Raw genomic sequence first — 24,561 nt, forward strand, 5'->3', positions numbered from 1 at the left:
CGCCCGGGAATTCGTACTTCGACAGCAACTCGCGCACTTCCAGCTCGACCAGGTCGAGCAGCTCCGCGTCGTCCACCATGTCGCACTTGTTCATGAACACAACCAGCGCCGGAACGCCGACCTGGCGCGCCAGCAGGATGTGCTCGCGGGTCTGCGGCATCGGGCCGTCGGCCGCCGAAACCACCAGGATGGCGCCATCCATCTGCGCCGCACCCGTGATCATGTTCTTCACGTAGTCGGCATGGCCCGGACAGTCCACATGCGCGTAGTGCCGGTTCGTCGTCTCGTACTCGACATGCGCCGTCGAGATCGTGATCCCGCGCGCGCGCTCCTCCGGCGCCTTGTCGATCTGGTCATAGGCCGTGAACGTCGCACCGCCCGTCTCCGCCAGAACCTTCGTGATCGCCGCCGTCAGCGACGTCTTGCCGTGGTCAACGTGGCCGATCGTGCCAATGTTGCAGTGCGGCTTGTTACGCTCGAATTTAGCCTTCGCCATGTCCGTATAACCCTAGAACCAGAATTGCGCTCGTCGTCTCAACTCTCAAACCTGCCGACGGCACGCCGTCGGCGAAACTTTGGAGCGGGTGACGGGAATCGAACCCGCGTAGCCAGCTTGGAAGGCTGGAGCTCTACCATTGAGCTACACCCGCCCACACCACTCCCACAGCGTCTCCCCGCGGCACAGCCTTCTAGAGGCAGAGCCTTACCGCGGCACACCTTCCGGCCAGAATCTGGCCGGGCGGCGGATGGTGGAAGGGGTAGGATTCGAACCTACGTAGGCCGAAGCCAACGGGTTTACAGCCCGTCCCCTTTAGCCACTCGGGCACCCTTCCATCGCGACCGACTCCGCTGGGCGGAGACGCGGACTTATGAGCATTTAACCGGCCGTGTCAACTTGAAAACACAGCAAAAACTCCCTGTCGCGCCGATTTCCGTTTCGGCCCGAAGGGAGTTGCGGTAAAGCTCGCTTGTCACCCCAATCATAGAGACAGAGATGCCCCCGCGCAAGCATGCCGGCCCACCCAACAGACACCGCCGCAAGGGCCAGCCGGAGGGCAGCGATGGCCGCCCGGCCAAGCGCCCCGAATCGACCGGGAAGCGGGATTTTTCGGCAACAAAATTGCCCGGCAAGGCCGACAATACCCGGCGCCAGGAATTTTCACCGCCCACCGGCGGGCAATATTGGATGTTCGGCCACCATGCCGTGGCCGCCGCCCTGGCCAATTCCCGCCGCCGGATTCACCAGATCGTGGCGACGGCCGACGCCGCCGCGGCAATCCGACGCGGCGAGCGGCCGGACCTGCAGGCGGTGGAAACCCCCGGGTTGGACATCGTCGAGCGCGAGGCGCTCGATCGCCTGCTCGGGCGGGATGCCGTGCATCAGGGGCTGGCGGCCCGGGTATCGCCCCTGCCCGAGGTCGACATCTACGAGATCTGCGACCTGGCCCAGGCCCGCGAACGGGCCGGTCTGGTCGTGCTGGACCAGGTCACCGATCCCCACAATGTCGGCGCCATCCTGCGCTCGGCTGCGGCATTCGGCGCCATCGGCGTCATCCTGACCGAACGGCATGCGGCGCCGGAAAGCGGCACCCTCGCCAAGGCCGCCTCGGGAGCCCTCGAACATGTGCCGCTGGTGCGCGTGACCAATCTCGTCCGTGCCATGGAGGAACTGAAGCAGGCCGGTTTCTGGTGCCTCGGCCTCGCCGCCGAGGGGCGCCAGACGCTGGCCGAGATGAAGCCCGGCGGCCGAATTGCCCTCTGCCTCGGGGCCGAGGGCAGCGGCCTGCGCCGGCTGACGCGGGAACATTGCGACGCCCTGGTGCGCCTGCCGACCAGCGGCCCGATCGGTCACCTGAACGTGTCCAACGCCGCCGCCATATCGCTCTATGAACTGGTAAGATGAGCGCCCGCTTCCGCTCGCCAACCGCCGTTTCGCCACTGTTTCCTGGAACTGCCCGATGAAAGCCGCGAACCGCCTGCTCCTGGCCCTGCTCACCCTCTCCGCCCTCGGCGCGGGAATGCCTGCCCTGGCGCAGGAAAAGGCCGATTTCCGCGCCATGTATTTCAACCGTCTCGACCAGAACAAGGACGGCTTCCTGCTGCTCGAGGATCTGCAGCGCATCGCCGCCAAGGAATTCCGCCGCATCGATGCCGACCAGAACGGCCGCCTCTCGCTCGACGAATACACCTTCGGGATTCCGGGCGAGCGGCAGGATGCCATCGACTTTTTCACCGCGCGGTTCCAGCGCTCCGATTTCGATGGCGATGGCCAGGTCGACTTCAACGAGGACCAGGCCTATTGCGTCGATTTCCTGGCGCGCGCGGATGCCAATGGCGACGGCCGCATTTCCAGGGATGAATTCCTGGGCGTCGGCGGCAACTGAGCAAAGCTCCCCCCGGGCCCCGGATACGGCTTTCCCGCACCGCTGGCCGCTGCACGGCCCATAGGCGCCGCACACGCCATCCCACATTGCGAAGGGCTTGCAATTGACTGGCAATCTCATCAGATTGCGAGAACGCAAGTGACATTCACTTGCAACACTTGCACCCGTCGCAACCAATCAAGGGAAGTCCCATGCCTTTCGCCAGATCCAGCAATCTCTCCCGCCGCCAATTCGCGGCCGGCAGCATGGCGCTCGCCGGCCTCGCCGTCGCCGGCAAGGCGGCGCAGGCTGCTGGCGAGGTCAATCTCTACAGCGCCCGCCACTATCCGGCAGACGATCTGCTCTTTGCCGCCTTCACCCAGGAGACCGGGATCAAGGTCAACATGATCCAGGGCAAGGCCGAGGAACTGATGGAGCGGGTCAAGCTGGAAGGCAGTTCGTCGCCTTGCGACATCTTCGTCACCGTCGATGCCGGCAATTTGTGGCGCGCCCAGGAAGCCGGCGTCTTTCAGCCGGTGAAATCCGATTTCCTCAGCCAGCACGTGCCGGCGCAGTATCACGAGCCCGGCGGCCACTGGTTCGGCTTCTCGACCCGCGCCCGCGTCATCGTCTACGACAAGGCGAAGGTGAAGCCTGAGGACCTCTCGACCTATGAGGATCTGGCCGATCCCAAATGGAAGGGCCGCATCCTGATCCGCTCCTCCAACAACATCTACAACCAGTCCCTGTTGGCCTCGCTGGTCGAGCATCATGGTGAAGCGAAGGCCGAGGAATGGGCAAAGGGCCTGGTCGCCAATTTCGCGCGCAAGCCGGAAGGCGGCGACACCGACCAGATCAAGGCGCTGATCGCCGGCCAGGGCGACATCGCCATCAGCAACACCTACTACTTCGCGCGCATCCTTGGCGGCGACGATGCAGAACTGAAGAAGCAGGCTGAGAACCTCGCCGTCTTCTTCCCGAACCAGGGCGATCGCGGCACCCACGTCAATGTCTCGGGCGCCGGCGTCGCGGCACATGCACCCAATCGCGACAATGCGGTGAAGTTCCTGGAGTTCATGGCAACGCCGCAGGCGCAGGAAATATTCTCCGGCGCCAACTACGAATACCCCGTGGTGGCTGGCTCCAAGGTCTCCGACGTCGTCGCTGCCTGGGGCGATTTCAAGCACGACGAACTCAACGTCTCAGCGCTCGGCCGCAACAACCCCGTTGCGGTGAAGATCATGGACCGGGCCGGCTGGGCCTGATCCCGCTGAGCCTGTTCCCGCTGGGGGCTGATCAGGCCGCATCATTTCGCGGTCAAACAGAAGCGCCACCGGATCACTCCGGCGGCGCTTACGATTCTGGCAATCGGTACGGTCTCAGACGGTGATGTCGAGCCGGCGGTTGCTGGTGCTGCTGGACGCGTCGACACCGTTGGTTTCATCGACGACTTCGGTCTGGCGCAGACCAGTCTCTTCCGCGACCTCGTTGCTCTGCCGCTGCGCGTTCTGCGTGGCGGCCGATTGCGAGGACTGCTGCACACCGGAAACACGGGCCGCTTCGATACCGGCGGCAAGCGATCCAACTTGGGCGACGACCATCGGCACCCTCCTCAAGACAAGGTTATCGTTGCCCATAAGATTGGGCTTTTGCCCCGGTCGTGCAAGCGGTATCGCCTCTGAATTTAATCGAACTTTAAGTAATTTTATTGCCGCCCGCCCAAATTCGGCCGTGCAAGCCTGTCGACCATCCGCCAGCATCCCGGTTAAGCTGCCGCCGCAGAAGGCTTTTTGAAATGCACCGCGAGCAGAGCCGAGAGATGTGCCCTACGCCGAGCCCGGCGCCGCAAGCGCCACAAAATTTGCGCCATCTCACACCGGGCCAGCATGAGGCTTTCTGGCGCGACGGCTATGTACTGGTCGAGAACGCCCTCTCGACACCGGAACTCGACGCCCTCCGCGCGACTTTCGCCGCATGGGTGGCGGAGAGTTGCCACCATCGCCAGCCCTGGGGCGAGATTCTCGACGGCCGGCCGCGTTTCGATCTGGAACCCGGCCACAGTGCTGAGCGCCCCGCCCTCCGGCGGGTCAATTCGCCGACCGAGATTTCCCCCGCTTACGAGGCCGTCATGGCGACCAGCCGCATTCCCGCCATGGTCGCCGACCTCATCGGCCCCGATGTGAAATTCCACCATTCCAAGATCAACTCGAAACTGCCTGGCAGCGCCACCCAGGTGAAATGGCATCAGGACTTCCCCTTCACGCCGCACAGCAATGACGACCTCGTCACGGCACTGATCTTCGTCGACGAGGTCACGCCGGAAAACGGCCCGCTTGAAGTCCTGCCCGGGTCTCATCGCGGCCCGCTCTACGATTTGTGGCATGACGGTCGCTTCACCGGCGCCGTTGCGCGCGACGACGAGGCCGGGATGCTGGCGCGCTCGCGTCAATGCGTCGGCCCGGCCGGCGCCGTCTGTTTCATGCACACGCGCCTGCTGCACGGCTCCGCCCCCAATCTTTCGGCACAGCCGCGGACGCTTTTCATCTGTGTCTATTCGGCCGAGGATGCCGTGCCGCTATCGCCGAATCCCCTGCCCAGCCGCCACGAGGGCCGCATCGTCCACGGAACGCGCAGCGGCCGCGTGCGTTGCGTGACGAATGAGTTGCGGTTGCCGCAGCTGCCAACGACGGCGTCGTTCTTCGGCCAGCAGGCGGCAAGCTATGACGGCTGACACGAGGTCGAGAAAAGAATGACGAGCCATACTGTGACGGACGAATTGCTGCGCCGTATCCTGGGCCAGACGAAGACGATTGCGCTGGTCGGCGCCAGCAACAAGCCGGAGCGGCCCAGCCATGGCGTGATGCGCTTCCTGCAGCAGCGCGGCTATCGCGTCATCCCGGTCAATCCGGGCCTTGCCGGGCAGACGCTCAACGGCGAAAAGGTCTATGCGCGCCTCGCCGACATCCCGGAAGCAAGATCGGGCGGCATCGACATGGTCGACATCTTCCGCAATTCCGCCGACGCGCTGGCGGCGGCGCGGGAGGGCATTGCGATCAAGGCGCGCGCCATCTGGATGCAACTCGGCGTCGTCAACGAGACGGCAGCCGCGGAGGCGCGCGCGGCGGGGATCGATATCGTCATGGATCGTTGCCCGGCGATCGAGATCCCGCGCCTCTTTGGCGGCCGTCACGAGGACTAGTTGCGGCTCAGGGCGCAAATCCACGGGCGCAAATCCACACACGGCTGCCCCGCCTGTCGCCCAGCGATCCTGCCGCGATCCTTGGCGCCCCTCATGCTTTGCGCTATTGTCGGCCGACAAGGGGTAGAGTTCTGAGGATGACGATGCCGCGGGGATCAAGTGCCGCCACTGCCAGCGAAAAGCCGACCGAGACCGAGCTGAACTGGCTGACCAAGGGATTGAAGCAACCGGGCGGCAAGCTGCCCCTGTTCGACGAATGGGGCCAGCGCATCAACGAGCGCACCATCCGCGCCTGCATCGATCACGGCTGGGCCGAGCCCTGGTTCACCAACCCGCTGAAGCCCGACTGGCTGGTCTGCAAGCTGACCGAGGCCGGCCGCCGCGCCATCGAAGCGACGCGGCACTGACTAACGGGCCGTGGCCGGCGGGAGAGCTGCCGTCCGCAACCTGGCCCGCCACGCGGGATCAAGCCGATCAGCTGGTGAAGGTGAATGCCGCGGGATCAAGCCGCAGCGGATCGAAGAAGCCGTTGACCACGGCCCGCTGAATGAGGCTGGGACTGGCCTGGGGCCGTTCGGGCAGCGCCGGCGCATCGGACCGGGCGCCGGCGTCAGGCGCCGATTCGGCCATCGCAGTATCCTTGGCCGCAGTGTCCTGTTCCGTATTGTCCTTGGCCGCGGCATCCTTCGCCTTGTCGCCATGCACTTCGTCATTGCTGACGGGCAGCGCCGCCAGGGTTACCAGCAGCAGGGGCGACAGCAAGCCGCCGACGCGGCCGGCGCCGCGAATTTCCGGCACGGTGCCTGATGCAGAATTGCCGGCGGCCAGTGCGCCGGGCGGCGGCGGCAGACGGCTTCCCGACCAGCCCGCCATGGCGATTAGTCCGGCCGGCGGCTCAATGGCGGCAGCGTTGCGGGATATGTGCGGCGGTGTTTCCTGACCCGCCGCGGCAAGCTGCGTATCCGCCTCCGCCTCGACCTCTTCCAGTGCGGCGTAGGTCGCCATGTCGGCATTGATGCTCTTCTCAAAGCGCTGATAGATCTCGGCGACCGATCGCGGCCGGCCGTCCGCGGTATAGAACACCGCCGGATTGGCGGCGGCGGCCTTGGGAAACAGGCTGGCCCCCGTGCGCTCGGGGTTCGCGGCCTCGGTGCGGAGGAACTTGATTGCCCCGCTGATGCCGAGGAAATGCGCCATGTAGAGATCGGCGCTGGTCACTTCGCGGCCGAGCTTCTCCTCAAGCTTTGCCTTGTTGTCGGCGGCATGCTCCGCGGCCATGGCGGCGGCAAAGGCGGGATCGCGCCGCAGGTCGAGAATCTCGCGCCGGGTCGCTGCATCGGCGACGACATAGCGCCCGTCGCCGCGCCGCTCGATCTGGTCGGCAAGGTCGGCCCGGCCGTATTCCGCGCCATGCGCCTTCACCACGCCAAGCCAGGTCTGTTCGATGAACTGGTAGAGCCCGGCAGCCGAGGACGACTTAGCCTGAGCCGTCGGGTTGAAGCTGCTTTCCCGGTTGGCCTGCGCCATCAGATAGGCGAAATCCACGCCGGTGGAGGCGCTGGCCTCCTGGATGCCAGAGAGGACGTCCGGCCGGATCGCCACTGCCTGGCCGCTCGCAGTCGAGAGTGTCACCATCCCGCTCAGCATGCTTTCCACTCCGTTCCGGCAGTCTCAGTGCCGGCGGACATGGCGGTACGCTCGGCAAGTTTTGCCGCCTCCACCCCTTGCGTCGCTGCCTTCCAGGCCATGAATTTGCCGCTTTCTGCCGCGTGGATCGATTTCAGCGGTAGTTCAGCAAATGGCATGCCAAGCGAACTGCGCCGGTAAATCGCCGCTGACTCACCCAGGAATAGAAGCCGACCGGTTTTCATTCGGCGCGTAACAGTGTCAAATAGCCGTGGGGTGACGAATCAGTTTCCGGACCGACAGATCTGTGAAGAGCGATTCATTTCATCGCCTGGCATTCGAGACGATCGACGTCGGCATCTATCTGGCCGTCCATGGTGGCCCGCTGCTTTCGGCCAACCAGGCCTTTGCCAGGATGCTGGGCTTTGCCGACGTGCCTGCCCTGATGGCGGCAATCGCCGACCGGCTCGATTCCATCTTCGTCGATCCGCAGGAGCGCCAGCGCCTGATCGCCAAGATCGCGCGCGAGGGTCACCTGACCCACGAGGTCAGCGAGGTGCTGCGCCCGGATGGCCAGCGCCTGTGGATCTCGCAATCGGTCAGTCTGCACCGGGATTCGGAAGGCAACTCCGTCGTCGTCGGCACGGCCATCGACGTTACCGCCCTGATCCATTCGCAGCAAAGATTGCGCGAGGCCGAGGAACGCTATCGCAGCCTGTTCGACAACGCGGTCGGCGGCATCTATGTCTCCAGCCTGGATGGCGGCATGATCAGCGCCAACCAGGCGCTGGCCCGGATCAATGGCTACGACAGCCCCGAGGAACTGATCCGCTGCGTCAACGACATCGGCAACGAATGGTATGTCGACCCCAATCGACGCGCGCAATTCGTCGAACAGATGAACCGCGACGGTATCGTGCGCAATTTCGAATCCGAAATCTTCCGCCACAAGACGCGCGAACGAATCTGGATCTCCGAGAATGCGCGCCTGATCCGGGATGCCGATGGCAAACCGCTGCATTATGAAGGCTCGGTCGAGGATATTTCGGAACGCAAGAAGGTGGAGCGGCAGTTGCTCCTGGCGCGGCGCGAGGCGGAATCCTCGAACCGCGCCAAGAGCGAATTCCTGGCCAATATGAGCCACGAGTTGCGCACGCCGCTCAACGCCATCATGGGGTTCTCCGAACTGACCGAGTTGATGACCCGGGACAAGCCGGAACTTCAGCGCATCAACGAGTATGCGCGCGACATCCATGGCAGCGCCGGCATCTTGGTGACGCTGATCAGCGAGATCCTGGACTATTCCAAGCTTGAATCGGGCAAGGCGGAACTGGATGAACAGCCGGTCGACATGGTGCAGGTCGTCGAACAGGCGACCACCATCGTCGCCGAGCGTGCCCGCCAGGGCGCGGTCACCCTGCGCAGCGCGCTGCAGCCCGGACTGCCGATGGTACGCGGTGATCGCCGGCGCCTGCTGCAGGTGCTGCTCAACCTGCTTACCAATGCGGTCAAGTTCACGCCACGCGGCGGCAGCGTCACGATCGGCCTCGAGGTAGCGCCCGCGGGCGATTTTGTGCTGAGCGTGCGGGACAGCGGGATCGGCATTCCGGCTGCCGATCTCGGCCGCATCTTCGAACCCTTCGTGCAATCGAACCGGTCGTCGCACCACCAGCGCGAGGGGACCGGACTGGGCCTCGCCATCTGTCGCAGCCTGATCGAACTGCACCAGGGCAGCATCACGATCGACAGCCGCGTCGGCCACGGCACGACGGTCCGCGCAACATTGCCGTCCGGGCGCGTTCTGGGGCCACCTGCACGCGTCGCGCCGTCACCCTGATGTTGCCTCATGGTGGTTGTTTGGCAAATTCCTGCCTCGAGAAATTTTACTAAAATTGAAGCGATCGACTTTTGGCGAAGAACCCGAAGATTCTTGCTGCAATCCTTCCGGATCGACAACACGCAGTGATTGAATTTCTTTCACACGTTATAGGACGCTGCCACTCAACAGCGCAGCAAGGGTATGCGCTGGAAGGCTCATATTTTGCGTCCATCCAACACAAATTGAATGGCGAAGCATGCCTGCGGCCACAACCTGGACTCGCATTTCATGCTTGAATGCAGTGATTTGGTGTGAGTTTAGATAAATTTTATCACTAATAATTTCTTAAGAATCTTGATGAGTACAATCCGCTACTCGACTAGATTCATTGCCGTATCCGCGGCGTCACTGCGTAACCAGGATGATCAACATCGCTACCGAAGCGCCAAACGGGATAACAGATCCCAGACTGATGTCGCTCTACGGTTACTGGAGCGACAAGAGAGGCGCGCGCCCGCTGCCCGGGCGCAAGGATATCGATCCGCTGGAAATGAAGGACTGGCTCGGCAATCTGATGCTGGTCGAGTTTCCGGGCGACATCACCACCTATCGGGTCCGCCTCGACGGCACCAATCTCGAGCACTATTACGGCTCCGCGCGCACCGGCCGCGGCATCGAGACCCTGACCTCGGAAGAAGAGCGCGAACTGATCCTGGAGCAGTATCGCCCGGTGGTCGAAAGCAAGCGGCCCCGCTACATCGAAAGTGAATTCATCAACAGCGATGGCGTATTCTCGCGCCAGGCAAAACTGATCCTGCCGCTGTCCAATGACGGCGACCGCGTCGATATGGTGCTGGTTGGGATCTATTTTCGCAGCGACGCCGGCGTCACCATGCGCTGATTGCGCCTCAGCCGCGCACGATATACTCCCGCAATTCCTCGGCCTCGCGCTCGGCATCCTCGACCCGGCGCTTGACCAGATCGCCGATCGAAATCATGCCGACGATCTTGTTCTGCGACCGCACCGGCAGATGCCTGAACCGGCGCGCCGTCATCATCGCCATGGTGGCGGCGACGGAATCATCCGGCCCGCAGCAGATGACATTGCGGGTCATGATCTTGCCGACCGGCTGCATCAGGACCCCGGCACCGTCACGCGCGATCTGCCGGACGATGTCGCGTTCGGAAATGATGCCGACCATATCGCCGCCGGAATCCAGCACCGGTACGGCGCCGATATTCTCGCGGGTCAGGATCTGCGCCACGTCGGCAAGGCTGTCTGCTTCCTTGACCGAGATCAGGCGATCCGACTTCTGCTTGAGGATGCTCGCAACAGTCATCGCAGCCACCCCTCCTAGCGGCCGCAGCGCGGCCATTACTCGGATAGCGTAGCGCGGTTTTACCCCAAAGCAATCATTTTGGCAGGTGCGAGATGGACAACCCCGCGCGCCTTCAGGCGCCGGTCACCTTGCGTTCGTCCTCGTCCTCGTCCTCGTCCTCGTCCTCGTCCTCGTCTTCGTCTTCGTCTTCGTCTTCGTAGTCGCCGTCTTCAGCGTCATCGTCGTCATCGTCAGCGGCGTCGTCCGCTTCGTCGTCTTCGTCTTCGTCTTCGTCTCTGTCTGCGCCGTCGGCTTCCCCGGCCTCTTCTTCCGCAGCTGCGAAATCGACCGCACCGGCCGCCGCCTCGGCCCGGGCCAGGACAGCCGCGTCGTAATCGTCATCGGCCCCACCGGCATCCTCTTCCGCCGCCGCGTCACCGACGGCATCGGCCTCCGGCTCGCCGCGCAATTCGATCGCCGCCGCCGCCTCGTCTTCATCCTCGCCCTCTTCCGCCGGCAGGGCATGGCCGGCTGCTGCCGCCTGGGTGCCGAGGGTTGAGATGGCGGAGCGGGCGTCGAGCAGCCCGGCCGCGCGCAATTCCTCGATACCCGGCAGGGCCTCGCAGCTCTCCAGGCCGAAATGCTCGAGGAAGCCGGTCGTGGTGGCCCAGACTACCGGGCGGCCCGGCGTCTCGCGCCGGCCGGCCGGCTTGATCCAGTCGGCTTCGAGCAGCGAATCGAGGGTGCCCTTGGAAATGGCGACGCCACGAATCTCCTCGATCTCGGCCCTGGTGACCGGCTGGTGATAGGCGATGATGGCCAGCGTCTCGACCGCGGCACGGGTCAGCTTCTTCACCACCTTGCGCTCGATCGACATGCGGTGCGACAGGTCGGGCGCGGTGCGGAAGGCCCAGCGGTCCTCGAACTGCATCAACATGACGCCGCGATTGGCGTAGTGCTCCTTCAACTCCTGCAACAGGCCCTTGAGGTCGGCATCTTCCGGCAGGCGCTGCTTCAGCACCTTTTCGCTGAGGGCCTCGGAGGCGGCGAACAGGATCGCCTCCAGATGGCGCAGGGTCTCGAAACGCTCTTCACTCATGATGGGGTCACTTCATTGGCGGTATCGCGCCGATCCGGATCGGCGCGCTTCAGGTAGATCGGCCCGAACAGGCTGTCCTGGCGCAGGTTGATGACGCCCGAACGGGCCAGTTCGAGGCTGGCGGCAAAGGTCGCAGCCACGGCGGCGCGGCGCTGCAGGGGCTGGCGCAGGCCTTCTGGCAGGAAATTCTGCAGCATGGTCCAGTCCAGCGTCCGGCCGATGAAATCGCCGATCCGCTTCAGCGCGTCATCCATCGAGAACAGATTGAGGGGCTGGATCTGCAGCATCGCCTCGCGCTTGCGGCCGGGATGGGTGCCGTAGGCCTTGAGGAGGTCGTAGAGCGAAAGCTCGTAGACCGGCACGTCGACCACCTTCATCGGTTCCGGGGCGCCGCGCATGAAAGTGTCGCGCCCCAGCTGCGGCAGGTCCAGCATCGCCTGACCGGCCTTCTGCATCGCTTCCAGGCGCTGCAGCTGGAAGGCCAGGGCGGCGGCCAGTTCGACGCCGGTCGGTTCGCCGTCGCCCGGCGGTTCGGGCAGCAGCAGGCGGGATTTGAGATAGGCGAGCCAGGCCGCCATGACCAGATAATCGGCCGCCAGTTCCAGGCGCAGCTTGCGCGCCCGGGCGACGAAAGCGAGATACTGGTCGGCCAGTTCCAGGATCGAGATCTTCTTGAGGTCGACCTTCTGGTCGCGGGCCAGGTTGAGGAGGACGTCGATCGGCCCTTCATAGCCGTCGAGGTCGAGATGCAAATCGCCGTCGTCATTGGCGGCGGCCGGCGGCTGGTCGTCCCCCCCCTCCGCCGCAGGCGGTACGCCAGCGCCTTCCGGCCCGGACTCGTCCGGCACCGGGTTGTTGTCGTCATCGGCGATCCACTGCGCCATCAAACCGAAGCCCTGTTCAAAGAATCACCCCACATCGATCCCGACCAGACGCAGGATCAGATTCACGACATAGGCGGTCGGCGTATGCAAAAGCCAGCCCAAAATACTGAGATTGGTACCCAATTGCGCACCGATGAAGGGCAGCAGCACGACCAGGGTCAGGATCAGCATCATGCCGAACCTTTCGGTCCGCATATAGGGGATCGCCAATTGCCGCGGCAGCGCCATCGCCAGCACCCGCCCGCCATCCAGCGGCAGCAAGGGCAACATGTTAAAGAGCGCCAGTATGACGTTGAGTATCAAGGAATTCTGCAGCGTCCGCGCCGCCCAGAGATCGACCCCCTCCGGCATCAGCGGCAGCGCGTAGATGGCAAGCGCGGAACAGACCGCCAGGATAAGGTTGCTGCCGGGCCCCGCCGCCGCCACCAGGGCGGAATCCCGCCGCGGATTCCGCAACCGGCCGAAATTGACCGGTACCGGCTTGGCGTAGCCGAACGGGATCCCGAAGGAGAAATAGAGCAGTGCCGGCAGGACGACGGTCCCGAAGGGATCGATATGCCGGAACGGGTTGAAGGTGACGCGGCCCAGACGATAGGCAGTGTCGTCACCCAGGCGCCAGGCGACATAGCCGTGCGACGCCTCGTGGATCGTGATGGCCAGCAGGACCGGCAGCACCCAGGTCGACGCTGTCTGAAGGAAACTGCCGATCTCGGCTCCGCTCAAAGTCCCGCTCCCTGTCGCGCCCGAAGCCGGTCGCGACACATCTGTTCAGTTAAATATTGAAAATCAAGCCAATAGAGAAGAAAGCTCGTCCAGCATCTCGGCGCGATCCTGGTCCGGTTCCGGGTTGAGGCGCCGCTGGCCCTGTTCATATCGGGCTTCGCCCGCCGGCGACAAGGGTCTGGCGCCCCGGACCACCTGCTCCATCTCAGCCATGTCGCCATTGCAGTGGAGAACGACGTCGCAGCCGGCGGCAAGGCTGGCCGCGGCCAGTTCGTCGAGGCCGCCCCTGAGCGCCTTCATGGAGAGATCGTCGGAGACCAGCAGACCGGCAAAGCCGATCTCGCCGCGGATCACCTCGGCGATCACGGTCGGGCTGAGAGTCGCCGGCTGCATGGGGTCGATCGCGCTGTAGACGATATGGGCGGTCATCGCCCAGGGGATGTCGTTGAGCGCCCGGAAGGGCACGAAATCGGTCTCGGCCAGGGTGTCGAAATCGGTCTCCACCCGCGGCAAATCGTGATGGCTGTCGACCATGGACCGGCCATGGCCGGGAATATGCTTGATGACCGGCATGACCCCGCCCGAGAGCAGCCCCTCGGCTGCCGCCCGCCCCAGATCGGCCACCAGATAGGGATCGGTGCCAAAGGCGCGGTCGCCGATGATGTCGTGGGCCCCGGGGGCGCGGACATCGACCATCGGCGCGCAATCGACATTGAGCCCGATGTCGCGGAGTTCCGCCGCCATCAGGGCGTGGTTGACCCGGACCGCCTGGGCGGCCCGTGCCCGGTCGGCGGCGGCCAGCAGGCCGAAGCGCTCGGCCGCCGGCGGATGGCGCCAATGCGGCGGTCGGAGCCGCGCCACCCTTCCCCCCTCCTGGTCGATGAGTATGGGCGCATCGGCGCGGCCGATGCTGGCCCTGAGATCGGCGCAGAGGCGACGTACCTGGTCCGGATCGACCAGGTTGCGGGCGAAGAGGATAAAGCCCAGCGGGTCGGCCGACCGGAAGAAATCGCGCTCGGCCGCCGTCAAATCCGGCCCGGCGCAGCCCAGAATGGCTGCCAATGGCATCTCAAATTCCCCTGATGTAATGCCTCAGTTAGCGACGATACAGGCTTGATTTTTCTGCTTTAAATCGCCGCAAATTTGACGGGCGCTGGCCTTGTCGCCGAGCGGGCCGGCCTGGACCCGGAAATAGATGTCACCGGGGCTTTTCTCGAAGCGCTCGATATGGAGCTCGAGCCCGCCGAGGATGGCCGGATAGGCCCGCTGCAGCCGCGACCATTCCGCTCGTGCACCATCCTCGGACTTCACCGAGGCGAGCTGGATGCGGACCTTGCCGCCCGGGACCGGCTGGATCGCCGCCGTCACCTTGGGCAGCCCCGTGTCGGCTGTGGCCGGCGCGGCGGCATCCGCGCCGCCGCTCTCCTGCTGCGCGGCCGGCGCTGCCGCCGCCGGTTCCGGCGTGGCTGTCTGGGTGGCCGCTGCCGGATCGACAGGAGCCTGGTCGGTCGGACCAAGGTCGGTGGGCGCCGGAAGGCTGGGGGCCGGCACGCTGGGAATGGCCGCCACGTCCGGGGCGGAAACGCTCGGAATGGCGGCAGCCGGTGCGGCGGCGGGCGCGGCCGGCTCAGTGACCAGTTCCGGCGGCGGCGGGGGCGCCACCGGCTCCTCCGGTGCCGGCAGGACCGTCTCGCCGGCGGCGGCATTGGCCTCGGTGCCGTCATTGAGGATGGCGACATCCTGGTTGGGGATGTCGAGGCCACCCTCCTCGGCCGGCTTGACCCGCTCCGGCGAGCTGTCGGCGGCAATGACCGGCACCTCGCCCTCGGGTGCATCGCCGCCGCTGAGGATCCAGAACCCGCCCAGCAGGGCGATGGCCGCCGCGCCAAGCAACAGGCGGTTGCGCCGGCGACGGTGACGCGCCGCCTCGGCCTCGGCATCCGGCAGGTCGGCTAATGGCGGCGGCGGCACGCCAATACCCTGCAGCAGATCCGGCTGCTGGTCGCTCGCCTCGGCGGCCGCCGGCTTCAGGCCGGTCAGGCGCTCGAACGCAGATTGTGCGGGGGCAGATTGTACGGGCGCCGCCTCGTGCGCCGGCGCGCCGGCCGATGCCCCGCCCAATGCCATGCCGCGATCCGGTGCGCCCAATCCGGGCGCATTGGCCCCCGCCGGCGGCGCATCGACGTCGAAGAGCGGCTCGTCCCCGGTCAGGATCTGGTCGCGCCCGGGATCTCCGGCCGGCATGACGGCCTGCGGCAGCGGGCCCTGTCCTACAGGACCCTGTGACACCGGACCCTGTGACACCGGACCCTGTGACACCGGACCCTGTGACACCGGGCCTTGCGAAACCGGACCCTGTGCGGGTTCGCCGCGCAGGCGGCTGAGCGCCGCCGCGACATTGGCTTGGATCTGCTCGGCCCGGGGGCTCGGTTCGGTCGTCATCGGCGCATTCCTTGATGGTGCCCCGTTCTGGCGCCGGGGCAAGGCGCATAGCCGGTCCGGGAATCACCCCGCCAGCCATGCTGGAATCAAACCAGCAGGAAGCCGAGTCGGTCAAGCGACAGGGCCGTGATCGACGTGGTTAAGACATAGATTCAGCTAGGATTTTTCTGAAACAACCGACCCCTCGTCGCGCATCCGCCGATGCGTCTCGAGGGCGAACTTGTCGGTCATGCCGGCGATGTAATCGGCGACACCCCGGGCGCGCTGGCGGGGGTCGCCGCCGCTGAACTCGCGCGCCCATTCCGGCGGCAGCAGATCGGGCCGCGCGAAATGCCAGAGAAAGAGATCGCGCACCAGCGCCTTCGCCTCGGCCATGGTCTGGTTGACGCGGTCATGGCGGTACATGTGCTGGAACAGGAAGCGCTTGAGGCCGATCTCGTTCTCGCGCATCGCCGCCGAGAAGGCGATCACCGGTGAAGCGCGCTGGCGGATGTCGGCGGCCGAGCCGGCGCCGGCCAGCCGCAGGCGGCTTTCCGCGAGCACGTCGGCCACCATCAGGTTGATCATGCGCCGCACCGCCTCGTGAATGACGCGGCTGACCTCCAGCCCCGGATAGCGCCGCAGCACCTCGGCGAAGACCGGCCCGGCCAGCGGCACGTCGCCAAGATCGGCGACCGTGAAGAGGCCGGCGCGCAGCCCGTCATCGAGATCGTGGTTGTTGTAGGCGATGTCGTCGGAGAGCGCCGCCACTTGCGCCTCGGCACTGGCGAAGCCGGCAAGATCGAGCGGCCAGGCGGCATCGGCCAGGGCGATGGTTGCCGGCACACCATGCGCGATTGCCTTCGCACTGGCATGGGGGCCGGTCAACGGCCCGTTATGCTTGACGATCCCCTCCAGCATCTCCCAGGTCAGGTTGAGGCCGTCGAAGGCGGCATAGCGGCGCTCGAGCCTTGTCAACACGCGGAAGGTCTGTTCGTTGTGGTCGAAGCTGCCGAACTCGGCGAGGCAGGCATTGAGCGCCTCCTCGCCAGCATGGCCGAAGGGCGGATGGCCGAGATCGTGGGCCAGCGCCAGGGCCTCGGCCAGGTCCTCGTTGAGGCCAAGCGCGCGGGCAATGGTGCGGGCGATCTGCGCCACTTCGAGGCTGTGGGTGAGGCGCGTGCGGTAGTGATCGCCCTCATGCGAGACAAAGACCTGGGTCTTGTGCTTGAGGCGGCGGAAGGCGGTGGAATGGATCACCCGGTCGCGGTCGCGCTGGAAACAGCTGCGCATCGGGCTTTCCGCCTCCGGCACCAGGCGGCCGCGGCTGTCCTTGGGATCACAGGCATAAGGGGCAAGCTGCATTGGCCGACCCTAGCAGGCCGAGCCCGCCGGCGCCACCAGAAGCACTTGAAACTATGTGGAAATATCAGGCCGGTGATGCCTGCCATGCGCCGCCGGCGTTTGACTTTTGCCGGATATCTCCTAGATATTTGCTCAGGCATAGCTATTGGCATAGCTATTGGCATTGGCATTGGCACCAGCCGGTTTGGGATTCCGCATGACCGACATGACACCGCACCCCGAGGTCAGCCTGAGCGCGAGCGCCGCCAGGCGCATCGCCGCCCTCATCGAGATGGAAGGCGACCGGGATTTGATGCTGCGCCTCTCGGTCTCGGGCGGTGGCTGCTCGGGCTTCCAATACGGCTTTTCCTTCGACAAGAGCGTGCAGCAGGACGACCGCGTGTTCGAGCGCGACGGCGTCAAGCTGGTGGTCGACGACACCTCGCTGGAATTGCTGGCGGGCTCGGAAGTGGATTTCGTCGAGGATCTGGTCGGCGCCTCCTTCCAGGTGAAGAACCCGAACGCGCAATCGAGCTGCGGCTGCGGCAGTTCCTTCTCGCTCTGACCCGGCACCCGTTCCGGTGAAGATCGCCACCTTCAACGTCAATTCGCTGCGCGCGCGAATCGCCAACGTGCTCGACTGGCTGAAGGATGCGCAGCCGGACGTCGCCCTGCTGCAGGAGATCAAATGCCTCGAGGGCGAGTTCCCGCGCCTGGAATTCGAGAGCCTCGGCTACAACGCCGCCTGCGTCGGGCAGAAGAGCTATAACGGCGTCGCCATCCTCTCGCGCACGCGCATGGAGATCGAGCTGAAGGCGCTGCCCGGCGATCACGGCGACGAGCAGGCGCGCTATCTGGAAGCCATCATCGATGCACCGGACGGGGAGAAATGGAAGGCGCTCCGCGTCGCCTCGATCTACCTCCCCAACGGCAATCCGGTGGAGAGCGAGAAGTACCCCTACAAGCTTTCCTGGATGAAGCGCCTCAAGGCCCATGCGGCAGAGCTCCTGAAGCTGGAGGAGCCGACGGTCCTCGGCGGCGATTACAACGTCATCCCGACCGACAACGACGTCTATGACCCGGCGGCCTGGGCCGAGGATGCGCTCGCCCGGCCGGAGACGCGGGCGCATTTCCGTGCCCTGCAATGGCTCGGCTATACCGATGCCTTCCACCACCTGCATCCCGAGGGCCATCGCTATACCTTCTGGGATTACCAGGCCGGGCGCTGGCAGCGCGACGAGGGATTGCGCATCGACCATCTGATGCTCTCACCCCAGGCGGCCGATTGCCTCGAGGCCTGCGAAATCGACCGCGCCCCGCGCAAGAAGGAAAAGCCCAGCGACCACACGCCGATCTGGTGCGAGTTGCGGCTCTAGGCGGCGCGTCTTTCTGGGACCGTTTGGTGCCTGCTCCTATCGTCCATTCCGCTTTCCCTCGCTTATCTCTCTTCGCCTTCGCCGCCGCAGATGGAATGACCCGGACATCAATGCCTTCCCCTGTTACGACGGGCGGCTGCCGGGATCCTTTTCCCTGGAACCGGGGGGAGCGCCGACACCCGCAGCGTCCATCGGGGAACCGGCATCCGCCCGGTCCTGGGGCCCTGGCGTTATCCGGCCATGCCCGAGACCAGGACGCACGCCGCGAGGGGCGCGTTCACCGCCATGCCGGGCCTGCCGGCCGGAGGGGGCGATCACGCGCCGCCATCGACCGGCAGGGGCGAACATGGGCATGCCACGCGCCGAGGGGACGCCGGCAACCCGCCGGCCCGGAGGGGAGCCGCTGACCCGCTGGCTCCGGGGGACCGGCTGCTGCCGGCCTGTAGGCGCTGTGGCTCCCCGGGTGCAGGCGCGAGGGAATCTCCCTCGCGGCTGGACCCACGAGCCGTCACCCCCCAGCGCGAGGGTTCCGGGATGCGCCGCCCGCTCTCGAACCTCGGAGCGCCCCGCTCAATGGCAGGGTTGAAGCCGGCTTGCCCCTGGGACAACCAGGTCATTCCATCTATGGCGGCAAATGCCGCCGGGTATTTTGTAGTGGTCATCTGGTGCGGTGCCGCTGATCAGGCGGAACCGCCATTGTGTGCACAATGCGTCATATACGCGGTCGGCGTATGAATGTCAAGAACAAAATAGAAACTCTCTAACCATCTCCCAATCGTCATGCCCGGGCTTGACCCGGGCATCCAGTCTCTCCGTCGCATCACTGGATCCCCGGGACTTCGCCCGGGGATGACGGTTGTGGTAGGAGAGGCCCGGCCCGGTCGGACCCGTTCCCTGGGACCCGCCGACGCATGTCGGCAAAGGAACTCGTGGATGGCCCGCCTGAAGCGGCCATGACAGGTCAATTGCGGCGAGGTGCGAGCCACTGGCGCGCCGATCGCGTACCGTAGTGTGTTACACGCCGGCGGCGTGTCGGAACCGCGTCAGAACCCGGTGACGAGTTGCGAGACGCGTTCGTGGTCGGCGGGGAAATCGACCTCGCCCCAGCGCAGGCCCTCGATCGAGCAGGTCTCGACCTGGTGGTCCTGCGCGATCTGGCCGATGGCGCGGAGATACCACCATTTGAGGCCTTCGGGCGTGTGCATGATGGCGTCCAGCGTGTCGGTGAAGAGCTTCGGCCCCTCGCCGCGGAACAGCAGCATGCCGATCGATTCGCCATCGGTGCGGTCGGGGGTCAGGGTCTTGCCGATGTCGAGCAGACGCGTGCCCTTGAGATGCACCTTCATGTCGTCGGAATCGTAGGATTCCTTCTTGTCGATGGTGACGGTGATGGGTGCCGCAGGACTCGCCATCAATTGCTGGAAGATCTTCGGCTCGATCACCGTGTCGCCGTTGAGGATGACGAAATCGCCCTGCATCTCGTGCCGCGCCATCCAGCAGGAGGCGAGATTGTCGGCCAGCTTGTAGAAGGGATTGTAGACCGTGCGGATCTTCAGCTTGGGCCCTTCCAGCTTTTTGAGCAGCGCCACGACGTCCTGGGCGTGATAGCCCACCACCACGGCGATCTCGTCGACGCCGCCCTGGGTCAGCGCCCAGATCTGCCATTCGAGCAGCGTCCGGTCGCCCGCGCCCTTGTTGCCGAGGGGCAGCAGGCATTTCGGGCGCCCTTCGGTCAGGGGCAGCAGTCGCGAACCCTGGCCCGCGCTGAGGATGACGGCCTTCATGGAATCTCCGAAGAATGATCTGGCCCGGCGGCGTTGCGCCGGTGGGTCGAATGGCGCGGCAGGATCAAGAATGTCGCCCCCGCTGTCAACCCCCGCATGGCCCCGGTGCGACAATCGGCGTCGGGAATTTCCGCGCCGAATCAGGCGCTTGTGACGGGGAACGGAGATCGCGCCGGGGCAAGAAAGCTGTTTGCAGCAGCGGAATGCCTCTGCTATAAGCTGCCCCGCAACGCTGGCCCCCTCACCCGGGGCCGCTGCCGATTTTTCCCCGGTAGCTCAGCGGTAGAGCAACCGGCTGTTAACCGGTTGGTCGCTGGTTCGAATCCGGCCCGGGGAGCCATCATCAGAAAGCGCCGCCATCGCGACCCGATGGCGGCGCTTTTGCTTAGCGCGCCGGCTCGGTCACCTGGGTGAGGTCGCGCGCCGATTCCGGGCGCGGCTGGTAGCGCGGCCCCAGCAGCATGCCGCCATAGGCCAGCAGGAAGAGCCCGAAGGCCGCCACCCAGAGCAGCGCCGCCAGCGACCAGAGCGGCATCGACCAGTCGGGCACCAGCGCCGCGACGACGCGGGTCAGCGCCGCCAGGTTGATGGCGAGATAGAGCATGGCGGTGCGGCGGTCGGCGACAAGATCGCGCCCGGTATGGCCGCGCGTCGCCCGGGTCATCACGGCGAGGATCATGACGGCGGCGGCACCGGCGGTGAGCGCGTGGATGGCGGCACTCTGCGGGACGAGATCGGGTGCCACGGTGGCCGCCCCCAGCAGGGTGAGGCCGAGGACCAGCCAGGCATAGCCGAAATGGAGGACGACGAGCAGCGGATCGGAAACCGTGGCGGCGCCGCACCAGCGCGCGAGGCGCAGGCCGTGCAGCAGGCCGACCGCCAGCAACAGCAGGCCGACCAGCGCCTGATCCGGCAGCAGGCTCCAGCCGAGCAGGGCCAGGACCAGCGTCAGGAGGGCGACGCGGTCGACCCAGCCGAAGGGCGCCGGCAGATGGGTGGCCTTGCGCTTCACCAGCCAGTTGCGGGTGAAGCTGGGGATGATGCGCCCGCCCACCACGGCGATGAGGACGAGGATCGCGGCGAGGCCGAGGCGCCAGCCGAGGCCCGGTGGAATGGAGAAGCCGAGGGCTTCCAGATGCATCAGCAGATTGGCGAGGCCAAGCACACTGATCGGCAGCAGCATGACGAGGTTGCGCCAGTTGCGCCCGGCGACGATCTCGCGCGCGCCGACGAAAACGAGGGCAGCCGGCAGCGCAAGATCGACGGCGACGACCAGCAGCGGCGGCCAGCCGGCACCCAGCAGCGAGACGAGGCGGCCGGCCAGCCAGAGCAGCACCAGGATGGCGAGCGGCCCACCCTTGACCGGCAGGCGGCCGGTCCAGTTGGGAATGGCGGTCAACAGGAAGCCGGCCACCGCCGCCATGACGAAGCCGAACAGCATTTCATGCACATGCCAGGCAAGCGGATCGAAATGGCTGGGGAGCGCCACGCCGATGGACAAGGCGGCCAGCCACAGGCCGAGGGCGATGACACTCCAGGCGGCGGCCAGAAAGAAGAACGGCCGGAAGCCGTAGCTGAGCACGGGAAAGCGCTCGGAATCGGATGCGGGGCGGGACATGGCGTGTCCTCCTATGACCGGATGAAGGCGAGCAGGCCGAGCGGATCGCGCGATCGCGCAATGCCGACGACAAAAGCGAAAACGAGAAGTGCCGCCAGGAAGCAGAGGCGGCGCGCGGCAATTCCCCGCGCGCGCTTCAGCGCGAAGCTGCCGAGCACGATATAGAGCAGCACCAGCAGCAGCTTGACGGAAAGCCAGGCATCGCTCGCGGGATATTGCGCGGTCGCCACCATCAGCAGCAGGGCCGAGGCGAGCAGGACCGTGTCGATGGCATAGGTGGTGAGGCGGAGCGGCAGCGCCATCGCCCAAGGAGCACCCGCCTCGCGCGCGAGGCCGCGCAGCAGGAAGAGGAAGCCGCTCAACGCCACCGCCGTGACATGGGCGAAGCGCAGCGCCGGATAGAGACTATCGAGGGTCATCGGGCGAATCCGGTTCGCCTGGTTAAACATACATTTAAAATATACCTTTTAAGACGCACCCGGCAAGAAGGCGCCGCTGCGGCAAAAACGCCGGGCTCGGACTTGCCGGGCGCCCCGGAAAGGGTGAACCGACCCCGCACAAACCGACGCCGGATCAAGCTGTTGGCGCCGGGCCGGGTCTGGCGGATGGTGGCATGATCCATGCTTGTCCGAAGGCAGGAACCTGACCCAAGCCGAGGCTGACGATGCGCCACCCCCACCCCCTCGCCGCCTGCCTGCTGGCAAGCCTGTGGCTCGCCGGCTGCACCTCCACCGAATTGCTGAGCAAGCCGGACATCACGGCCCGGATCGACCAGCCGCCGATGGTCATGTCCGGCTGCCTCAACGAGCAGCTGGCGGTGCAGTTTCCCGGCACCTATCCCGACCTGCAGCAATTCGGACCGAAGGCGGAGATCAGCCTCTATGCGCCGCGCGGCGGCCTCATCGCCTTCGTCACCGTGGAGCCGCATCCCAACGGCAAGTCGCTGGTGAAGTATTACAACGGCGATCTCTATTGGCCGACGCACCAGGTGAGCGGCGTCTATCCCGACATGATGCGCGACAACTGGCACCGGGTGGAGGCGGCCTTGCGCGCCTGCGCACCGGTGACCGCGCAATTGCCGCCGCCGGCCGCCAATCCGGCAGCACCGCCCCAGCCGGCACCGCCCGCCATCCTCACGCCGACGGTCACCAGCCAGCCGCTCTAGGCAGCGCAGCAGGTACCGGACCAGGTGGGCTTGTGATGGGCGGGGCCATCCGTCAGGATCAGGTCCCGCCAACCAGCCTGAGGGATTCGGTCGCGATGATTGCCAAGGAGATGTGGGGCGCCCTCTTCCTCTATGCGCTGATCCTGTCGGCCGGCCAGCTGCTGTTCAAGAAGGCGGCGCTCAGCACCGGGACGCTGGCCAGCATCGCCGATCTACGCCAGGTGGTGTTCAACCTGTGGCTCTGGATCGCCTTCTTCCTCTATGTCGGCGCCACCTTCCTCTATGTCGTGATCCTGCAGCGCGTGCCGGTCTCGACCGCGGTGCTGTTCAACGCCCTCTGTTTCGTGCTGGTGCCGCTGGGCGCCATGGCCCTCTTCGGCGAGACGCTGGGCTGGCGGCATGTGATCGGCGTCGCCCTCATCGTCGCCGGCCTCGTCGTGGTGACGCGCTAGGGCGCGCCGCCTAGACGAGGGCGTGGCCGCGCTGCAATTCCGTGAGCTTCAAGGCGTCGCCGGCGCCGCTGGCGCCATAGACCGGGATCGCCGGCAGGCTGTTGTAGACGAAGGGCGTCGAGAAATAATAGGCGCCGGTATCGTGCAGCATGACGAAATCGCCGGGGTCGAGGCGCGGCAGCGGCCGGGCATGGGCGACCACGTCGCCGGCAAAGCAGCAGGGGCCGGCCACATCCTGTTCGATCCGCTCGCCCGTCTTCGGACGCAATTGCGGGTCAAGCGCGCTCACCCGGATCTTCCAGAGATCGGGCATGAAGACGGTGCGCGTCGCCACCTGGGCGCCGGCATGGGTGATGGCGATGGGATGGCCGCCGGTCTCCTTGGTGTATTCGACCCGCGCCAGGATGATGCCGGCCTTGGCCAGGACCGAGCGGCCGAATTCGGTGACCACCTTGAACTCGCCGGAAAAGAGGCCCGGCACGCCCGCCTTCAAACTGGCGACGTAATCCCGGAAGCTGGGCAGGACACGGTCGCTCTCGAAATTGACCGGCAGGCCGCCGCCGATGTCGAGGGTCGCGATCTGCTTGCGGCCGAGCGAGGCGTTGATGTCGACCGCCAGCGCATAGGTCTTGGCGATGCCGGCGGCGATCAGTTCCAGCGGGCAGCCCTGCGAGCCGACATGGCAATGGAGAGCGGTCAGCCAGGGGCGCGCTTCATAGGCGGCGAGGATGCGGGCGCGGTTGTCGCCGTCCTCGAGGCCGATGCCGAATTTGGAGGTGCGCGTCGCGGTGCTCATCGCCGCTATGGCGCCGATGCCGACCTGCGGGTTGACGCGGATGCCGATGATGGAGCTCGACTTGCCCTTGGCCAGCCAGTCGTCGACGCGGGCGAGTTCCTGCCAATTGTCGATGTTGAGGGTGGCGCCGCTCTTCAGCGCCGCGTCGATCTCCCAGCGGGTCTTGGCGGGGGAATCGAAGACGATCTCCTCGCCCGCGAATCCGGCGGCCTGGGCCGCCTCGAACTCGCCGGGGCTCGCCACCTCGCAGGACATGCCGGCATCGCGCACGAATTTGAGGATCGCCGGCATGGTGTTGGCCTTGGCGGCGAAGGCGTGGCGGAAGAAATTCGGAAAACTGGAGCGGAGATCGTCGATGGTGCCGCGCAGCGCGTCCATGTCGATAATGCCGATCAGCGGCGCCTCCTCGGCCAGCAGGCCAGCGCGATGGCTTGCTGCCGCGAGGGCGGCCTTGCGCGGCGAAACGCTGTCATCCATGGGAAACCTCTCCAGTCGAACCGGCGCCATAGGGACCAGAAAGCCCCGGCAAAGGCAACCCTGTTGGCGTAACCCCTGCCCTGCAAGGCGGGTATG

General features: G+C 65.7%; 26 protein-coding genes and 3 tRNA genes. 13 read left to right on the forward strand and 16 right to left on the reverse strand.

What is annotated here, in order from left to right; genetic code table 11:
- The 3 genes from A8950_RS14485 to A8950_RS14495 all read right to left on the reverse strand — a co-directional run.
- Nucleotides 1-496 (reverse strand): GTP-binding protein (locus A8950_RS14485; protein WP_133613819.1); only part of this gene is annotated, 496 nt, incomplete at its 3' end.
- Nucleotides 497-576: 80 nt separating this feature from the next.
- A tRNA-Gly gene (locus tag A8950_RS14490) sits at nucleotides 577-650 on the reverse strand.
- A gap of 97 nt (nucleotides 651-747) precedes the next feature.
- Nucleotides 748-833: transfer RNA gene (locus A8950_RS14495), tRNA-Tyr, on the reverse strand.
- 161 nt (nucleotides 834-994) lie between these two features.
- On the opposite strand from A8950_RS14495, the gene rlmB reads away from it, so the two are divergent.
- The 3 genes from rlmB to A8950_RS14510 all read left to right on the forward strand — a co-directional run bounded on the left by rlmB (nucleotide 995) and on the right by A8950_RS14510 (nucleotide 3,628).
- Complete coding sequence (rlmB, locus tag A8950_RS14500) at nucleotides 995-1,903, forward strand: 23S rRNA (guanosine(2251)-2'-O)-methyltransferase RlmB (protein WP_133614409.1); 909 nt, start codon at nucleotides 995-997, stop codon at nucleotides 1,901-1,903.
- 55 nt (nucleotides 1,904-1,958) lie between these two features.
- Complete coding sequence (locus A8950_RS14505; protein ID WP_133614410.1) at nucleotides 1,959-2,384, forward strand: EF-hand domain-containing protein; 426 nt, start codon at nucleotides 1,959-1,961, stop codon at nucleotides 2,382-2,384.
- Between the two features lie 191 nt (nucleotides 2,385-2,575).
- Complete coding sequence (locus tag A8950_RS14510) at nucleotides 2,576-3,628, forward strand: Fe(3+) ABC transporter substrate-binding protein (protein ID WP_133614411.1); 1,053 nt, start codon at nucleotides 2,576-2,578, stop codon at nucleotides 3,626-3,628.
- 114 nt (nucleotides 3,629-3,742) lie between these two features.
- Here the strand turns inward: A8950_RS14510 and A8950_RS14515 are convergent, their stop codons facing one another.
- Nucleotides 3,743-3,964, reverse strand: a complete 222-nt coding sequence (locus A8950_RS14515; RefSeq protein WP_133614412.1) for a hypothetical protein — start codon at nucleotides 3,962-3,964, stop codon at nucleotides 3,743-3,745.
- A gap of 260 nt (nucleotides 3,965-4,224) precedes the next feature.
- Here A8950_RS14515 and A8950_RS14520 point away from each other — a divergent pair, with 260 nt between their 5' ends.
- The 3 genes from A8950_RS14520 (at nucleotide 4,225) to A8950_RS14530 (ending at nucleotide 5,969) form a co-directional block, all read left to right on the forward strand.
- A complete protein-coding gene (locus A8950_RS14520; RefSeq protein ID WP_208109868.1) occupies nucleotides 4,225-5,094 on the forward strand; it encodes a phytanoyl-CoA dioxygenase family protein in 870 nt (289 codons plus the stop codon).
- 18 nt (nucleotides 5,095-5,112) lie between these two features.
- Complete coding sequence (locus tag A8950_RS14525) at nucleotides 5,113-5,562, forward strand: CoA-binding protein (protein ID WP_208109869.1); 450 nt, start codon at nucleotides 5,113-5,115, stop codon at nucleotides 5,560-5,562.
- A gap of 143 nt (nucleotides 5,563-5,705) precedes the next feature.
- Nucleotides 5,706-5,969, forward strand: coding sequence for a hypothetical protein (locus A8950_RS14530; protein WP_133614414.1), 264 nt, complete (start codon nucleotides 5,706-5,708; stop codon nucleotides 5,967-5,969).
- Between the two features lie 67 nt (nucleotides 5,970-6,036).
- Here the strand turns inward: A8950_RS14530 and A8950_RS14535 are convergent, their stop codons facing one another.
- Entirely contained in the window at nucleotides 6,037-7,209 is a 1,173-nt protein-coding gene (locus A8950_RS14535) for a transglycosylase SLT domain-containing protein (protein WP_133614415.1), read from the reverse strand.
- 286 nt (nucleotides 7,210-7,495) lie between these two features.
- On the opposite strand from A8950_RS14535, the gene A8950_RS14540 reads away from it, so the two are divergent.
- On the forward strand, nucleotides 7,496-9,025 hold the full coding sequence (locus A8950_RS14540; RefSeq protein WP_133614416.1) for a PAS domain-containing sensor histidine kinase: 1,530 nt from the start codon (nucleotides 7,496-7,498) through the stop codon (nucleotides 9,023-9,025).
- A 454-nt stretch (nucleotides 9,026-9,479) separates the two neighbouring features.
- A complete protein-coding gene (locus A8950_RS14545; RefSeq protein ID WP_166645193.1) occupies nucleotides 9,480-9,908 on the forward strand; it encodes a PAS domain-containing protein in 429 nt (142 codons plus the stop codon).
- Between the two features lie 7 nt (nucleotides 9,909-9,915).
- Here the strand turns inward: A8950_RS14545 and A8950_RS14550 are convergent, their stop codons facing one another.
- The 7 genes from A8950_RS14550 to A8950_RS14585 all read right to left on the reverse strand — a co-directional run bounded on the left by A8950_RS14550 (nucleotide 9,916) and on the right by A8950_RS14585 (nucleotide 16,818).
- Nucleotides 9,916-10,347 (reverse strand): CBS domain-containing protein, encoded by a 432-nt coding sequence (locus tag A8950_RS14550; protein WP_133614418.1) that lies wholly within the window; start codon nucleotides 10,345-10,347, stop codon nucleotides 9,916-9,918.
- Between the two features lie 112 nt (nucleotides 10,348-10,459).
- The gene (scpB, locus tag A8950_RS19695; protein ID WP_208109870.1) at nucleotides 10,460-11,425 is read right to left on the reverse strand and encodes an SMC-Scp complex subunit ScpB; all 966 of its coding nucleotides are present in this window, start codon (nucleotides 11,423-11,425) and stop codon (nucleotides 10,460-10,462) included.
- On the reverse strand, nucleotides 11,422-12,309 hold the full coding sequence (locus A8950_RS14565; RefSeq protein WP_133614419.1) for a segregation and condensation protein A: 888 nt from the start codon (nucleotides 12,307-12,309) through the stop codon (nucleotides 11,422-11,424). Before A8950_RS14565 ends, scpB begins: the two co-directional genes overlap by 4 nt.
- A 24-nt stretch (nucleotides 12,310-12,333) precedes the next feature.
- Nucleotides 12,334-13,032 carry a site-2 protease family protein gene (locus tag A8950_RS14570; RefSeq protein ID WP_243735658.1) on the reverse strand — a complete coding sequence of 233 codons (699 nt, stop codon included), beginning with the start codon at nucleotides 13,030-13,032 and terminating at the stop codon, nucleotides 12,334-12,336.
- 63 nt (nucleotides 13,033-13,095) lie between these two features.
- The gene (nagZ, locus tag A8950_RS14575; RefSeq protein WP_133614420.1) at nucleotides 13,096-14,100 is read right to left on the reverse strand and encodes a beta-N-acetylhexosaminidase; all 1,005 of its coding nucleotides are present in this window, start codon (nucleotides 14,098-14,100) and stop codon (nucleotides 13,096-13,098) included.
- Between the two features lie 24 nt (nucleotides 14,101-14,124).
- A complete protein-coding gene (locus A8950_RS14580; protein WP_166645194.1) occupies nucleotides 14,125-15,474 on the reverse strand; it encodes an SPOR domain-containing protein in 1,350 nt (449 codons plus the stop codon).
- A gap of 156 nt (nucleotides 15,475-15,630) precedes the next feature.
- Nucleotides 15,631-16,818, reverse strand: a complete 1,188-nt coding sequence (locus A8950_RS14585) for a deoxyguanosinetriphosphate triphosphohydrolase (protein WP_133614422.1) — start codon at nucleotides 16,816-16,818, stop codon at nucleotides 15,631-15,633.
- Between the two features lie 196 nt (nucleotides 16,819-17,014).
- On the opposite strand from A8950_RS14585, the gene erpA reads away from it, so the two are divergent.
- Nucleotides 17,015-17,362: an iron-sulfur cluster insertion protein ErpA gene (gene erpA, locus A8950_RS14590; RefSeq protein WP_133614423.1), complete on the forward strand. Its 348-nt coding sequence runs from the start codon at nucleotides 17,015-17,017 to the stop codon at nucleotides 17,360-17,362.
- Between the two features lie 16 nt (nucleotides 17,363-17,378).
- A complete protein-coding gene (gene xth, locus A8950_RS14595; protein WP_133614424.1) occupies nucleotides 17,379-18,173 on the forward strand; it encodes an exodeoxyribonuclease III in 795 nt (264 codons plus the stop codon).
- 1,043 nt (nucleotides 18,174-19,216) lie between these two features.
- Here the strand turns inward: xth and A8950_RS14600 are convergent.
- Nucleotides 19,217-19,957 (reverse strand): phosphocholine cytidylyltransferase family protein, encoded by a 741-nt coding sequence (locus A8950_RS14600; protein ID WP_133614425.1) that lies wholly within the window; start codon nucleotides 19,955-19,957, stop codon nucleotides 19,217-19,219.
- Between the two features lie 265 nt (nucleotides 19,958-20,222).
- Between A8950_RS14600 and A8950_RS14605 the strand changes: the two genes are divergently transcribed.
- A tRNA-Asn gene (locus A8950_RS14605) sits at nucleotides 20,223-20,297 on the forward strand.
- 45 nt (nucleotides 20,298-20,342) lie between these two features.
- On the opposite strand, the gene A8950_RS14610 is transcribed toward A8950_RS14605, so the two are convergent.
- Both A8950_RS14610 and A8950_RS14615 read right to left on the reverse strand, forming a co-directional pair.
- A complete protein-coding gene (locus tag A8950_RS14610; protein ID WP_133614426.1) occupies nucleotides 20,343-21,575 on the reverse strand; it encodes an NnrS family protein in 1,233 nt (410 codons plus the stop codon).
- Nucleotides 21,576-21,586: 11 nt separating this feature from the next.
- The gene (locus tag A8950_RS14615) at nucleotides 21,587-21,994 is read right to left on the reverse strand and encodes a SirB2 family protein (RefSeq protein WP_166645195.1); all 408 of its coding nucleotides are present in this window, start codon (nucleotides 21,992-21,994) and stop codon (nucleotides 21,587-21,589) included.
- Between the two features lie 245 nt (nucleotides 21,995-22,239).
- Here A8950_RS14615 and A8950_RS14620 point away from each other — a divergent pair, with 245 nt between their 5' ends.
- Together A8950_RS14620 and A8950_RS14625 are read left to right on the forward strand one after the other, a co-directional pair.
- Nucleotides 22,240-22,740: a hypothetical protein gene (locus A8950_RS14620; RefSeq protein WP_133614428.1), complete on the forward strand. Its 501-nt coding sequence runs from the start codon at nucleotides 22,240-22,242 to the stop codon at nucleotides 22,738-22,740.
- A 95-nt stretch (nucleotides 22,741-22,835) separates the two neighbouring features.
- Nucleotides 22,836-23,192 (forward strand): DMT family transporter, encoded by a 357-nt coding sequence (locus A8950_RS14625; protein ID WP_166645196.1) that lies wholly within the window; start codon nucleotides 22,836-22,838, stop codon nucleotides 23,190-23,192.
- 10 nt (nucleotides 23,193-23,202) lie between these two features.
- On the opposite strand, the gene A8950_RS14630 is transcribed toward A8950_RS14625, so the two are convergent.
- A complete protein-coding gene (locus A8950_RS14630) occupies nucleotides 23,203-24,465 on the reverse strand; it encodes a type III PLP-dependent enzyme domain-containing protein (RefSeq protein WP_208109871.1) in 1,263 nt (420 codons plus the stop codon).
- Nucleotides 24,466-24,561: the final 96 nt, after the last annotated feature.

This window comes from Dongia mobilis (genome assembly GCF_004363235.1).
Lineage (GTDB): Bacteria > Pseudomonadota > Alphaproteobacteria > Dongiales > Dongiaceae > Dongia > Dongia mobilis.